Annotated in this window: 13 protein-coding genes and 1 other RNA gene; 5 read left to right on the top strand and 9 right to left on the bottom strand. The window is 58.1% G+C overall.

Translation table 11 applies throughout. The features are described from left to right. Positions 1 to 109: 109 nt before the first annotated feature. The 8 genes from kbaY to kbaZ all read right to left on the bottom strand — a co-directional run bounded on the left by kbaY (position 110) and on the right by kbaZ (position 7426). Entirely contained in the window at positions 110 to 982 is an 873-nt protein-coding gene (kbaY, locus tag DBR02_RS07455) for a tagatose-bisphosphate aldolase subunit KbaY (protein WP_107533950.1), read from the bottom strand. A 12-nt stretch (positions 983 to 994) separates the two neighbouring features. Further along, positions 995 to 2140, bottom strand: a complete 1146-nt coding sequence (locus DBR02_RS07450; protein ID WP_107533949.1) for an SIS domain-containing protein — start codon at positions 2138 to 2140, stop codon at positions 995 to 997. 246 nt (positions 2141 to 2386) lie between these two features. Then, positions 2387 to 3520: an N-acetylglucosamine-6-phosphate deacetylase gene (gene nagA / locus DBR02_RS07445; RefSeq protein WP_107533947.1), complete on the bottom strand. Its 1134-nt coding sequence runs from the start codon at positions 3518 to 3520 to the stop codon at positions 2387 to 2389. Beyond that, on the bottom strand, positions 3517 to 3951 hold the full coding sequence (gene agaF / locus DBR02_RS07440) for a PTS galactosamine/N-acetylgalactosamine transporter subunit IIA (RefSeq protein ID WP_063867601.1): 435 nt from the start codon (positions 3949 to 3951) through the stop codon (positions 3517 to 3519). Before agaF ends, nagA begins: the two co-directional genes overlap by 4 nt. Positions 3952 to 3967: 16 nt before the next feature. Then, positions 3968 to 4846 carry a PTS N-acetylgalactosamine transporter subunit IID gene (gene agaE / locus DBR02_RS07435; RefSeq protein WP_063451074.1) on the bottom strand — a complete coding sequence of 293 codons (879 nt, stop codon included), beginning with the start codon at positions 4844 to 4846 and terminating at the stop codon, positions 3968 to 3970. Beyond that, complete coding sequence (gene agaW / locus DBR02_RS07430) at positions 4836 to 5615, bottom strand: PTS N-acetylgalactosamine transporter subunit IIC (RefSeq protein ID WP_028014525.1); 780 nt, start codon at positions 5613 to 5615, stop codon at positions 4836 to 4838. The genes agaE and agaW overlap by 11 nt, the downstream gene beginning before the upstream one ends. A gap of 10 nt (positions 5616 to 5625) precedes the next feature. After that, positions 5626 to 6099 (bottom strand): PTS N-acetylgalactosamine transporter subunit IIB, encoded by a 474-nt coding sequence (gene agaV, locus DBR02_RS07425; protein WP_028014524.1) that lies wholly within the window; start codon positions 6097 to 6099, stop codon positions 5626 to 5628. Positions 6100 to 6118: 19 nt separating this feature from the next. Then, positions 6119 to 7426: a tagatose-bisphosphate aldolase subunit KbaZ gene (gene kbaZ / locus DBR02_RS07420; RefSeq protein WP_107533945.1), complete on the bottom strand. Its 1308-nt coding sequence runs from the start codon at positions 7424 to 7426 to the stop codon at positions 6119 to 6121. Positions 7427 to 7665: 239 nt separating this feature from the next. On the opposite strand from kbaZ, the gene DBR02_RS07415 reads away from it, so the two are divergent. Further along, positions 7666 to 8469 carry a DeoR family transcriptional regulator gene (locus tag DBR02_RS07415; protein WP_063867605.1) on the top strand — a complete coding sequence of 268 codons (804 nt, stop codon included), beginning with the start codon at positions 7666 to 7668 and terminating at the stop codon, positions 8467 to 8469. Between the two features lie 58 nt (positions 8470 to 8527). Here the strand turns inward: DBR02_RS07415 and garD are convergent, their stop codons facing one another. Continuing rightward, positions 8528 to 10099 carry a galactarate dehydratase gene (gene garD, locus DBR02_RS07410; RefSeq protein WP_063451078.1) on the bottom strand — a complete coding sequence of 524 codons (1572 nt, stop codon included), beginning with the start codon at positions 10097 to 10099 and terminating at the stop codon, positions 8528 to 8530. Positions 10100 to 10464: 365 nt separating this feature from the next. Here garD and garL point away from each other — a divergent pair, with 365 nt between their 5' ends. From garL to rnpB, 4 genes are all read left to right on the top strand, one after another. Next, positions 10465 to 11235, top strand: a complete 771-nt coding sequence (gene garL, locus DBR02_RS07405) for a 2-dehydro-3-deoxyglucarate aldolase (RefSeq protein ID WP_063867607.1) — start codon at positions 10465 to 10467, stop codon at positions 11233 to 11235. Between the two features lie 21 nt (positions 11236 to 11256). Beyond that, complete coding sequence (gene garR, locus DBR02_RS07400; protein ID WP_107533943.1) at positions 11257 to 12147, top strand: 2-hydroxy-3-oxopropionate reductase; 891 nt, start codon at positions 11257 to 11259, stop codon at positions 12145 to 12147. Between the two features lie 56 nt (positions 12148 to 12203). Continuing rightward, on the top strand, positions 12204 to 13349 hold the full coding sequence (garK, locus tag DBR02_RS07395) for a glycerate 2-kinase (protein ID WP_107533941.1): 1146 nt from the start codon (positions 12204 to 12206) through the stop codon (positions 13347 to 13349). 32 nt (positions 13350 to 13381) lie between these two features. After that, an RNA gene (rnpB, locus tag DBR02_RS07390) (RNase P RNA component class A) lies at positions 13382 to 13758 on the top strand. Positions 13759 to 13904: the final 146 nt, after the last annotated feature.

Genomic DNA, 13904 nt, shown 5'->3' with positions numbered 1-13904 from the left:
TCCTCGGATTTTTTAGGATAATGGAAGGCGCTGTCCGGCTTAAGGACGCGCCTTCATATTTGCGAGGCTTATAGTTATTTTTTAGGTATTGATGTAATGCGCGATGGGATCAGGCTTCAGCCGGAAGCAGCAGTCGGTTTGCCGAGCCGCAAACGGTGATTTTGCTTCTGACCACCTCCTTCATGGCATCCATGCCGACGCGCATGTAGAAGCGCGGATCGTTGCCCTGCGGGTTTTCGGCAAACCAGGCTTTAACGGCGTCGGAGAAGGCGATTTTCAGTTCTGTTGCAACGTTCACTTTGCAGACGCCCAGCTCAATGGTGCGGCGCACGTCCTCATCCGGCACATCGCTCGCGCCGTGCAGCACCAGTGGCACCGTCACCACCTCGCGGATCTCGGCCAGCCGCTGGAAATCGATTTTTGGCCGTTTGGTATAGAGGCCGTGTGCGGTACCGATGGCAACGGCGAGGCTGTCCACCCCAGTCAGCTCGACAAAGCGTTTCGCTTCCTGCGGGTCGGTCAGAAACGCGCTTTCGGCGTCGACGCTCATGTCATCTTCCACCCCGCCCAGTCGTCCCAGCTCGGCCTCGACGCTACAGTCGTTGAGGTGGCAGAAATCGACGACCGACTTCACCAGCTTCACGTTTTGTTCGAACGGGTAATGGCTGCCGTCGATCATTGCGCTGCGTACGCCGGCATGGACTTTGCGGCGAATGTCGTCCAGCGATTCGTGGTGATCGAGGTGGAGCGCCAGCGGCATGTCATAAGTGTGGGAATAGGCGCTGCACAAGGCGTAAATCTCTTCCAGCGCAATATGTTTAAACGTACCCGGCGTACCCGCCAGGATCACCGGCGAGCGCATTTCGCTACAGACTTCGAGGATCGCCTGGATCGTCTCGGCGTTGTGGATGTTAAAGGCCGGAACGGCATAGCCCTTCGTCTGCGCGTCCTGCAAAAGGTATTTGGTAGAAATAATGCTCATGAGCCTGTCCTCTTAAGCCTGCCACGGATGAATAACAACGCCCTGGACCACACGGTTAACCGTACCGCTGGCGGACGGCGTATCCGGCGTATTGCCGACGTGCAGAGACTGGGTGAGTGCAAAGACCTGGGCGTACATCAGGAAGCAGAACGCCTGCTCCATATCGTTAAACGCGCGGGAAGGCGGCAGCAGGATATGCGGGCCCGCTTCAATGACCGGATCCGTTTCGGCTGCAATGGCTACCACGCGCATGGCCTGACGATCGCGACGCAGCTCGGCGAGCAGATCCAGATCGTACCGACGCGTATACGGATGGCTGGAGACAAACACGACGACCAGCGTTTCGTTGTCTACCAGCGACTTAGGCCCGTGACGAAAACCCGCTGGCGAATCGTAGAATGCCGCCAGCTTGCCGGCGGTCAGCTCCAGCACCTTCAGCGCAGATTCCCGCGCGGCGCCCTGTAATCCGCCGCTGCCCAGATAAACGATGCGCTTCCACGGTTCGTTACCAAAAACGCCGTGGCTGAAATCGCCGAGCGACGTGAGGATCGCCTGACAGCGATCGGATACGTCGCGGAACGTTTTGCTGTTGATCGTTTCCGGTGCGAATACCGCCAGGCAGCTCGCCATCATGGTGGTGATGCTGCTTGTCATCGCGAACCCGCGATCGTGCGTTTCAGCCGGCATGAGCAGAGCGCAGGCGTTATCGCTGTCGACGGCATTCTGGTACAGGCTGCCCGCTTCATTACAGGTGATCGACAGGTGGTAGCACTCCGGCACAAACTGGTTCGCCAGCTTAACGGCGGCGACGCTCTCCGGGCTGTTGCCGGAACGGGCAAAAGAGACCAGCAGCAGCGGGTGCGCAGGGCTGAAATAATCCATCGGATTGGTGACCAGATCGGTCGTTGGGATCGCGGTCATGTTTTTCCCTGTGCGGCTGGCAAGCCATGGCGCAATGATGTCACCGATAAAAGCGGACGTGCCCGCACCGGTCAGAACGATCCGCAGATCGGGCTTGCGCAACAGTGGCGTCAGAAAACCGTCGATCGACGCGCGCAGGTTATCGATACTGCTGAGCGAGCGAAGCCAGCTGGCTGGCTGCTGGCGGATCTCTTTTTCGGTCCAGGTGCCGGTGGTGGCGGTAGTGGTTTGTGGCATAACTCAGTCCTTAGTCGTGTGAATTCCACATCAGACGCTGGCAAACGTGTCGCTATCTTTCGTTTCGTTTCACTTGTTCACTTAAGCAGTTAAAGAAAATCTATAGAAAAGAAATCGAAAGTTCAATGGCGAAAAAGAAATAAAACGAAAAGTGTGATCGCGAAAGGAAAGGTAAAAATTAAGGAAAGGAAAAGAAAGGCCTTACGATCGCATTCCGTAAGGCCAACAGAGCAGACTGTGAAAGGGCTATAGCGAAAGCGCCTGACCCTGAAGCCAGATCTGCCGGAGGTGTAAACCTGCGTCCAGCGCAATAATGTTGGCGCGTTTGCCTGGCGCTAACGATCCCAGCAGGTGGTCCATACCGAGCAGGCGGGCAGGATGCAGCGAGGCCATATGAATAGCGTTCTCTGCGGGAACCCCCGTCTGCTCCACCATATGTCGCACGGCGGCATCCAGCGCGAGCGTGCTGCCCGCCAGCCCGCCGGAGGCCGTGCGGACAACGCCGCCCTGCATCTCGACATTTTCACTACATAGCGTATAGCGCCCGTCAGGCATCCCCGCCGCCTGCATGGCATCGGTGATCAGCACCGTGCGATCCTTCGCACAGCAACAACATAGCCGCATGGCTCCAGGGTGAACGTGGTGACCGTCGGCAATCAGCTCCAGCCACGCGCGTGGGTCCGTCAGCCCGGCGCCAACCATGCCGGGCTCCCGGTGGTGTAACCCCGTCATGCCGTTGTAGCAGTGCACCAGCCCGGCTGCGCCTGCGTCAAATGCGGCAAGGGTCTGCGCGTATGTAGCAGCGCTGTGGCCCAGCATGACGCGTATCCCTTTCTGGCTGAGGTGATGGATCGCCTTCAGGGCGTGCGCTTTTTCCGGGGCCAGCGCCACAACCCGCAGCGTGTCCTGCGAAACCGCAATCAGCGCATCAAGTTCCGCAAGATCCAGTTCGCGAAACAGTTCTGGCGGATGCGCCCCTTTGTTCTGCGGCGTAAAGTACGGGCCTTCCAGATAGCTCCCCAGAACCTGCGCGCCGGGGCCACCGGCATGACAGCGTCGGGCAATACGCCTTAACGCGCCATGGATCGCCTCCAGCGGAGCGGTGACGGTGGTGGGTAAAAACGCCCCCACACCTTCACGTGCTTTATGCATGGCTAACCGGTCCAGCACGTCGGGTGCATCATCCATCACGTCCACTCCCGCGCCGCCGTGAACGTGGATATCGATATATGCCGGGCAAAGCAGGTCCGCCTCGCGGACGTTAACCCCTGCCGGTATCGGCTCGATGGCGGTGATGACGCCTCTTTCGATACGCAGCTGGTGGTCATCCAGCCAGCCCTGCCCGGTAAGCAGACGACGCGCGCGCAGCACCTGGCTCATATCCCTTCCCCGGCGGGCACGTCCTCGCGACAGCGGGCTAGCTCATCCACCAGGCTGGTCAGGCCGCGATGGCCGCACTCCAGCGCCTGCAAACGAAACGCTTCGCTGCTTAATCCGTCGCGATCCAGCACCATCTCCAGCAAAAGCTGGAGGTTAGTGCCGGCGATCACTTCGCTGCCGGGCCGCTGCATCGCGAGGGTAGAGGCCACACGAAACGGCGTCCCGCCGAGAAGATCGGTGAGAAACACAATATCGTGCTCTGCGTCCAGTTCAGTCACTGCCTGCTCAAGCTGCGCGGTCAGCCGCGCAGTGGTGGAACTTTCCGGAAAATCGATGGCGATAAACTGCGGCTGTTCGCCGAGGATCTGCTTCATCGCCTGTTCAAGCCCGCTGGCAAAACCGCCGTGACCCGTCAAAATAATGCCTAACATCGCAACCTCTTTGCTTTTACAGGAAGTGACAGAATTTACCGACCACGCCCAGCACCACGGTGATACCAATCAGGCGCAGCGGGCTCCAGCCACGGCGTACCAGCCAGAACATGGTCAGGGTGTAGACCAGCGGCAAAAACGCCGGCATCAGCTTGTCGATCACGTCGGTTTGCAGTTTGACGACCGCATCCCCGGCTTTAATCTCGAGTGTGGTATTCAGGCGCACATAGGTTGCCACCAGGGCACCAATTACCGTCATCCCGACAATGGACGCAGCATGGCCAACCTTTTTGGTGTTGGCCTTGATCAGCGGGATCGCGGCGACACCCATTCGGTAGGCATAGTGCGCCAGGCCAAAGCGCAGGCCGAGATGCACCACGTTGAACAGCACGATAAAAACCACCGCGCCAAGAATGGAGCCTTGCAGCGCCAGGCTGGCGCCAATCCCCCCGCAAATCGGCAGCAGGGTGAGCCAGAACATGGCGTCACCAATGCCCCCGAGCGGCGCGCCGACGGCAATTTTCGTGCTCTGAATGCTGTTCACGTCCTGCTTTGATCGTTCCATCGCCAGAATAATGCCGATAACGAAGGTCACCAGAAACGGATGGGTGTTAAAGAAGCCCATATGACCTTTCATCGCCCGCGCCAGGTCCCGCTTATTGGTGTGGATCTTTTTCAGCGCGGGCAGCAGCCCGTACAGCCAGCCGGAGGCCTGCATACGCTCGTAGTTGAACGAGGCCTGCAGCAGCATGGAGCGCCAGGCCACGCGGTTGATGTCTTTTTTGGTCAGCTCCGCGCCAATGGTCTGGTCTTCATAGACGTTTTCATTCACGCCGCTCAGCAGCGTCTCTTCACTGACAGACGCGCCCGGCAGGGTGGTGTGATTAGATGCCATCTTCAAATTCCTCTTTCTGGGCCGCGGGCGCCGTCGGTTCAGGCGATTTACGCAGCAGGTCGATCAGCGCCATCGCCAGTGCCGCTGCGGCAATCGCCAGTACCGGAAGCTTCAGCCAGGCCGCGGCGACAAAACCGATAATGAAGTAAGGGATGTAGACGTTTTTCATCATGATTTTCAGCAGCACGGCGAAGCCGATCGCTGGCATGATGCCGCCCGCGACGCCGAGACCGTCAATCAGACGCTCCGGCAGGATAGCAATGGCGGTTTTCGCGTGTTCAGCGCCAAAGTAGATGGGCAGAAACGCGCACAGGAAATAAAAAATGCCGAGCGCCAGCAGCGCCAGATAGTTGACTCGCTCTATGCCGTCGGTGTCCGCGTTGGCCGCCATGCGATCGCAGCGGGACATTACGCCGGACATCACGGAGAAGAGGAAGGTGATCCCCATCTGAACCGCCACGGCAAACGGCACCGCGACCCCAACGGCGACATCCGGCTTCACGCCCGTGGTGATGGCAAACGTGGTGCCAACGATGGTGCCGATAATCACGTTCGGCGGCTGCGCGCCCGCCAGCGGCGCCAGACCCATCCAGACCAGCTCTAAGGTACCGCCGGTCAGAATACCGGTGTGCAGGTCGCCCAGTATCAGGCCAACCAGCGGCCCGAGCACCACCGGACGGTGCATGTGTGTTAAGCCGTTAAACATATCCAGGCCCGCGATAAAGGCGAGAAGCCCGAGCGCGAAAGCCTGCAACAGACTGATTTCCATTGTGAATCCCTCAGAGCAGTTTAAAGAGATCCAAAGCAGTCTCTGTTGGAACGCCCTGAACGAAGCATTCCACGCCGGCCGCCTTCAGGCCGTTGAACGCGGCGATATCGTTCGCGTCTACAGATACCGTTTTGGCAATTTGCTGTTTGCCACTGGCGTAGTGCATGTTTCCGACATTGATACGGGTGATGGGCACGCCGCCTTCAACCAGCTTCAGAAAATCGGCGGGTGATTTGCAGACCAGCAGAATTTTCTGGCGGTCAGCGGCGCGGTGAATGTTGTCGATCACTTTTTGCAGCGACCAGAAACGCACGGCGATCCCTTCCGCGAGCACCATTTCCATCAGGTTTTGTTGAACCGGATCGTCCGCAACCTCGTCATTTGCCACCAGCACCAGGTTTGCCCCCGCAAACCCCACCCACTGCACGCCCACCTGTCCGTGGATCAGGCGTTCATCAATGCGGCATAAGACAATGTTTGGCATAGCGTTTTCCTCTTTTTAATTATGCGTGTGGAGTCGTTACGCCTTCGCAGGCGGCATGGTACTGCTGGAGTATGTCCTGAATGTGGTCAATGATGAGTTCCCGCGGCGTTGACTTGAGAGCGCCCTCGCGAACTTTGCTGTACTGCAACGGCAAATACTGGCTGATAAGCGGCAGCGGAATGGGTTCGTCTGCCAGATTGCGCACCAGTCGTTCAAAGGCATCGTCAATCTGGCTGTCCGGCCAGTAATAGCGCACGCGGTCGGAGTAGCTGTAGCCGCGGGCCAGGCGTCGGGCATTGCCGTCACCGTGATAGTGGCTTTGCCAGTATTCCGGGCGATCGAGCATCACGTTTTCCAGAACGTGACGCAGGCCCGAGCTGGCTTTCGCCGGGAGCAGTTCTTCTTCAATGGCGGCCAGTGAGAACAGCGCTTCGCGCAGGGCAAAGGTCAGGGCAGGACCGACTTTAAGAATGGCGAAGTGATCGTTCACCAGCTGGCGCAGCGCCTGCGGCGTCTGGTAATCGGTAGAATGTGCTTCAAATACCAGCGTGTCATAGGCTTCAACCATTTTGCTCAGCGCGACGGCCTTATGCGGCTGATAGTCACAAACGTGCGCATGATCGAACTCAACGCCGGGCTGTACCACCAGGCCAATAATGCGCGGCCAGATGTCGCTTAACCCTTCCTTCTCAAATGCGTGGCGGTGTGCTTCAAGCGTGGCGCGTGCCGCCTCTGGCGTGGTGACCTCAAGCTCGGTCAGCGTGTCGTGCGCGCCGCCGGGAACCGGAACTTCCGTGCCGATAACGTAGACCAGATCGGCTACACCAAATTGCTCAAGACAGGTTGTTTCGGCAATTTTTGCCAGACGCGCGGCGCGCCCGGCAACGATCGCATCGGTTAAAGGAACCGGATCGTCTTCGCAGGACATGCTGCAATCGAGATGGATCTTCTTGAACCCGGCAGCCACGTAGCTTTTGATGAGATCGTCGGCGTTCGCCATCGCCTGCAAAGCCGGCAGGTTTTGCCAGCGGTTGGGACCGAGATGATCGCCGCCAAGGATCAGCTGCGAGGTGGGGAAACCGAGAGATCCCGCCAGCGTGCAGACAAACCCATGAAAATCGGCGGGCGTCATACCGGTATAGCCGCCAAACTGATCCACCTGGTTTGAGGTGGCTTCAATCAGCAGAGGCGTCTGTTGAGAATGGGCGTAACGAATTGCAGCTTCAAGTACCAGTGGATGTGCGGAACAGACGGCATAAATCCCGTTTGTATTCCCCCGTTTATGTTGTTCCACCATTTCTGTCAGATGTTTCACTTTCCTCTCCATTTCGGATGGTGTTGGCATTCATCTTTCGTTTTGTTTCATTTGATACTGCATTATGGTGCGGTAAAAATAAAACGAAAGATAATAGTTTTCCGATCTGTTTCACAAAAGAAACATAATGAAAGGTTTCAGCGGCGGTTAAGCGTGCGTCAGCGCGCCTTACAGGGCTTGCATTCCCTTAAAAGAAAGGCGTTAATAAGCAAAACGAAATGAAACGAAAGTTTATTTACTAAGGAGCTCGTATGAGCAGCACCGATCCATCCGCAGAGAAGCGCATCACCGGCACCAGCGAAAGGCGAGAGCAGATCATTCAGCGGTTGCGGGCGCAGGGAAGCGTGCAGGTTAACGATCTTTCTCTTTTATACGGCGTGTCGACGGTGACGATCCGTAACGATCTGGCCTTTCTGGAAAAGCAGGGGATTGCCGTTCGCGCTTACGGCGGCGCGCTGATTTGCGAAGGCAATATGCCCGGCGTGGAGCCGTCCGTTGAGGACAAAAGTTCCCTTAATACGGCAGTGAAGCGCAGCATCGCGCAGGCGGCGGCTGAGCTGGTGAAGCCGGGCCACCGCATTATTCTGGACTCGGGTACCACGACCTGTGAAATCGCCCGTATGCTGCGCCAGCACACCGACGTTATTGCCATGACCAACGGGATGAACGTGGCGAACGCGCTGCTGGAAGCAGAGGGAGTGGAGCTGCTGATGACCGGTGGACACTTGCGCCGTCAGTCGCAATCTTTCTACGGCGACCAGGCGGAGCAGTCGTTACAGAATTACCATTTTGACCTGCTGTTCCTGGGCGTCGACGCCATCGATCTCGATCGGGGGGTGAGTACCCACAACGAGGATGAAGCCCGCCTGAATCGAAAAATGTGCGAGGTGGCAGAGCGCATTATCGTTGTGACCGACTCCAGCAAGTTTAACCGCTCAAGCCTGCATAAAATCATTGATACCCAGCGGATCGATATGATTATCGTTGATGAAGGTATTCCGGCGGAGAGCCTAGACGGGCTGCGGAAAAGCGGGATTGATGTGGTGCTGGTGTAGGGTTTTGTCCCCTCACCCTGTCCTCTCCCCTGTGGGGAGAGGGCAGAATGAGAGGCCATCACGTCACCGGCGCCGGATTAAACACCGCCAGCTGGTTATGCAGTCCCCATTGATCAGAGAAAGTTTTCTTCCGCCCGCTCGCCACGTCCAGAATGAAGTGGAACAGCTTCCAGCCCACATCCTCAATACTCTCTTCCCCGGTGGCGATGGTGCCCGCGTTGATATCCATTAAGTCATACCAGCGGTTTGCCAGCTCGGTGCGGGTCGCCATTTTGATCACCGGTACCGCCATCAGGCCGTACGGCGTGCCGCGCCCGGTGGTAAAGACCTGTACCGTAATGCCGGACGCCACCTGCTGGGTGCCGCAAACAAAATCACTGGCAGGCGTAGCCGCGTAAATAAGGCCGCGTTTGGTTGGCCGCTGGCCCGGAGAGAGCACTTCCACAATCGCACTCTGGCCAGATTTGGCAATTGACCCGAGGGCTTTTTCCACCACGTTCGCCAGGCCGCCTTTCTTGTTACCCGGAGACGGGTTGGCGCTGCGGTCGGTTTTGCCCATATCAAGATAGTTATCGTACCAGGCCATCTCCTCCAGCAGGCGTTTGCCCACCTCCTCGTTGACGGCGCGCGGCGTAAGCAGGTGGATGGCGTCACGCACTTCGGTGACCTCGGAGAACATCACCGTGGCGCCGCAGCGCACGAACAAATCCGACGCGTAACCCACCGCCGGGTTGGCGGTGACGCCGGAAAACGCATCGCTGCCGCCGCACTGTGTCCCCACTACCAGCTCAGAGGCCGGGCAGGTTTCGCGCTGGCGTTTGTTCAGCGTGTCCAGATGGCGCTCCGCCACCTGAAGAATATCGTCGACCATGGAACGGAATCCGACGTGACGTTCGTCCTGGAGACGAACAATGCTGGCATCGTCTACCGGAATGGCTTTCACATCCTCAGTACCCTGCAACAGGCGTTCAGGCTGCAATTTCTCACAGCCGAGGCCAATCACCATCACCTCGCCGCCAAAGTTTGGGTTGAGGGCGATATTGTGGATTGTGCGGATTGGCACGACCGCCGCGGGCGCGTTGATCGCCACGCCGCAGCCGTACAGGTGGTTAAGCCCCACCACGCCGTCAACGTTGGGGTATTTCGGCAGCAGATCGCGCTCAATAATTTTCACCACGTAATCCACGACGCCCGCCACGCAATGCACGCTGGTAGTGATGCCGAGCAGGTTTTTGGTTCCCACGCTGCCGTCCGCGTTGCGGTAACCTTCGAAGGTATAGCCCTCCAGCGGCGGCAACGGCTCAGGGACGCGGGTCGCCAGCGGCAACGTTTCCAGCGGCGGGGCCGCTGGCAGCTCAACCAGCGACTCTTCAACCCAGCTGCCCTGCGGGATAGGGCGTACCGCATAGCCGATGACTTCGCCGTAACGCACGATTTCGCCGTGCGTGGGGATATCGACCAGCGCGACCTTGTGCCCCTGCGGAACGTGCTCAATCAGCTCCAGCCCGTCCGGGAAGCGGGTACCCGCTTTTAAGCCATTGTCGTTGACAATAATCGCCACGTTGTCGGTATCGTGCACTTTTATATAGAACGCCGTCGGCGACGCCTGTCGAATTTGAATATCGGCCATTGTTTACGCTTCTCCAGCAAAATATCTGATACTAAATATAGCCAGATGGTTAATTGTTTCTTATTGAAGAAATAAAGAATGTCAGGAGAGGAAAGGTGAGAATGTGATCGCGATCGCTCCCGAAACACTAATCGTTGATTCTGTGCATCAGCGCCCACTGCTTTGTGCATATGCTCAAGATAGCGTTCAAATTCCACTCGATAACTGAGCATTGAAACAATGTACTGCCGTCGGGCGGCGATTATACTGAATGACGATTTTATAACGCCAAAATTCAGTCAGAAAATAAATATAACCCTGACGCTGCGTCGGAATAAATAAAAATGATGCTGGCTAAAACTGCGGAATTAAAAAAGGTATAAGCGATGAGTAACGATATCTTCCCGAATAAGTTTAAAGCAGCCCTCGCGGCGCACCAGATCCAGATTGGCTGCTGGTCTGCGCTGGCAAACCCCATCAGCACGGAAGTGCTGGGCCTGGCCGGATTCGACTGGCTGGTGCTGGACGGCGAACATGCGCCAAACGATATCAGCACGTTTATTCCGCAGCTGATGGCGCTGAAAGGCAGCCACAGCGCGCCGGTGGTGCGTGTGCCCACCAACGAGCCGGTTATCATCAAGCGTTTACTGGATATCGGCTTCTACAACTTCCTGATCCCGTTTGTTGAAACGGAAGAAGAAGCGGTGCTGGCCGTAGCGGCGACCCGCTATCCGCCGGAAGGGATCCGCGGCGTGTCCGTTTCGCACCGCGCCAACATGTTTGGCACCGTGCCGGACTATTTCGCCCAGTCCAACAGGAACATCACCATCCTGGTTCAGATCGAGAGCCAGCAGGGTGTCGATAACGTCGACGCCATTGCCGCGACCGAAGGGGTAGACGGTATTTTCGTTGGCCCGAGCGATCTGGCTGCCGCCTTTGGTCATCTGGGCAACGCCAGCCACCCGGACGTTCAGCGCGCCATCCAGCACATTTTTGCCCGTGCCAAAGCCCACGGTAAGCCGTGCGGCATTCTGGCGCCGGTGGAAGCTGACGCCCGCCGCTACCTGGAGTGGGGCGCAACGTTTGTTGCCGTCGGCAGCGACCTCGGCGTATTCCGCGCGGCCACGCAGAGATTAGCAGACGCTTTTAAAAAATAACCATCATTGAGGAAACAGATTATGACGCTGAAAGTGGGTTTTATTGGCCTGGGTATCATGGGCAAACCAATGAGCAAGAACCTCATCAAAGCAGGTTACTCGCTGGTGGTTCTCGACCGTAATTCAGACGCGGTGGCAGAGGTGATTGCGGCCGGCGCGGAAACGGCGGCAACCGCAAAAGCGATCGCCGAGCAGTGCGATGTCATCATCACCATGCTGCCAAACTCTCCGCACGTGAAAGAGGTGGCGCTGGGTGAGAACGGCATTATCGACGGCGCGAAGCCGGGCCTGGTGGTGATCGACATGAGTTCAATCGCACCGCTGGCGAGCCGCGAAATCAGCGAGGCGCTGAAGGCGAAAGGCGTGGATATGCTGGACGCACCGGTCAGCGGCGGCGAGCCCAAAGCCATTGACGGCACCCTGTCGGTGATGGTGGGCGGCGATAAAGCCGTCTTCGACAAATACTACGACCTGATGAAAGCGATGGCTGGCTCCGTGGTGCACACCGGTGACATCGGCGCGGGTAACGTCACCAAGCTGGCAAACCAGGTGATTGTGGCGCTGAACATTGCGGCCATGTCGGAGGCGCTGACGCTGGCCACCAAAGCGGGGGTGAATCCGGATCTGGTCTATCAGGCCATTCGCGGTGGTCTGGCGGGCAGCACCGTGCTGGATGCCAAGGCACCGATGGTGATGGATCGTAACTTTAAGCCGGGTTTTCGTATCGATCTGCACATTAAAGATCTGGCGAATGCGCTGGATACGTCACACGGCGTAGGGGCGCAGCTGCCGCTGACTGCCGCCGTCATGGAGATGATGCAGGCGCTGCGTGCGGACGGTCTTGGCACTGCCGATCACAGCGCGCTCGCGTGCTACTACGAAAAACTGGCGAAGGTCGAAATTACTCGCTAATGACGTCCTGCCCGGTGGCGCAACGCATACCGGGCCTACGGTCCAGGCTTACAACTATGAAAATCATAATCGCGCCAGACTCTTATAAAGAAAGCCTGTCTGCCACCGAGGTGGCGCAGGCGATAGAAAAAGGATTTCGGGAGATTTTCCCCGACGCTCATTACGTGTCGGTTCCCGTTGCTGACGGTGGGGAAGGTACGGTTGAAGCGATGATCGCCGCGACTCAGGGCACCTGGCAGCAGGCTGTCGTCACCGGTCCGTTAGGGGAAAAGGTGAATGCCCGCTGGGGGATCTCTGGCGACGGGACGACCGCGTTTATCGAAATGGCCGCCGCCAGCGGCCTGGTGCTTGTTCCTCCCGCGCTGCGTAACCCGCTGGTCACAACGTCTCGCGGGACGGGGGAGCTGATCCTCAGCGCGCTGGATAAAGGCGCGCGCAATATCATCATCGGTATCGGCGGGAGCGCAACCAACGACGGGGGCGCCGGCATGATGCAGGCGCTGGGCGCGAGGTTTACGGATGCCAATGGGACGGAGATCGGCTACGGTGGCGGTAGCCTGATGGCGCTTAACCGTATTGATATTTCGGCGCTCGATTCGCGTCTTCAGGGATGCGCAATCCGCGTCGCCTGTGACGTGACGAATCCGCTGGTCGGTGAAAGCGGCGCGTCGCGTATCTTTGGCCCGCAAAAAGGCGCCACCGAGGAGATGATCCTCGAACTCGACGCCAATCTTAGCCACTATGCCGAGGTGATCAAAAAATCTTTGCGCATCGACGTGAACCCGGTTCCGGGGGCAGGAGCGGCGGGCGGCATGGGCGCGGCGCTGATGGCATTTCTGGGGGCTGAGCTGAAAAGCGGCATTGAGATTGTCACTCAGGCGCTCAATCTTGAAGAACACATTCACGACTGCACCTGGGTACTGACGGGCGAAGGGCGCATCGACAGCCAGAGCATTAACGGTAAAGTGCCCGTCGGCGTGGCGAGCGTCGCCAAAAAATACCATAAGCCGGTGATAGGGATTGCCGGAAGTCTGACGCAGGACGTGGGCGTGGTACACCAGTACGGCATCGACGCGGTGTTCAGCGTACTGACCAGCATCGGCTCACTGGAAGAGGCGTTCCGGGGCGCGTATGACAACATTTACCGCGCCTCGCGCAATATCGCGGCCACATTGCAGGTAGGCATGCGTAGCCAGGGGTGACAGCGGCGCGCAAACCCTCTATACTGCGCGCCGAAGCTGACCAGACAGTCGCCGCTTCGTCGTCGTCCCTTTCGGGGGAGACGGGCGGAGGGGAGGAAAGTCCGGGCTCCACAGGGCAGGGTGCCAGGTAACGCCTGGGGGGGAAACCCACGACCAGTGCAACAGAGAGCAAACCGCCGATGGCCCGCGCAAGCGGGATCAGGTAAGGGTGAAAGGGTGCGGTAAGAGCGCACCGCGCGGCTGGTAACAGTCCGTGGCACGGTAAACTCCACCCGGAGCAAGGCCAAATAGGGGTTCACATGGTACGGCCCGTACTGAACCCGGGTAGGCTGCTTGAGCCAGTGAGCGATTGCTGGCCTAGATGAATGACTGTCCACGACAGAACCCGGCTTATCGGTCAGCTTCAACTTCTTACGAAACCCCGCTTCGGCGGGGTTTTTGCTTTTTGAAGAGAACAGACCGGGTAAGCGCTGCGCCAGACGACATCAATTCTCAATTTTGCGATGCTAAGCACATTTCACTGTTTACTCCGCCACGCGCTCCTCTCATCCTCCG

Origin of the sequence: Enterobacter cloacae complex sp. (assembly GCF_900322725.1) — a bacterium.
GTDB lineage: Bacteria > Pseudomonadota > Gammaproteobacteria > Enterobacterales > Enterobacteriaceae > Enterobacter > Enterobacter quasihormaechei.
The sequence above is the reverse complement of the archived record's forward strand: the minus strand, read 5'-3'. Positions and strand labels throughout refer to the sequence as shown.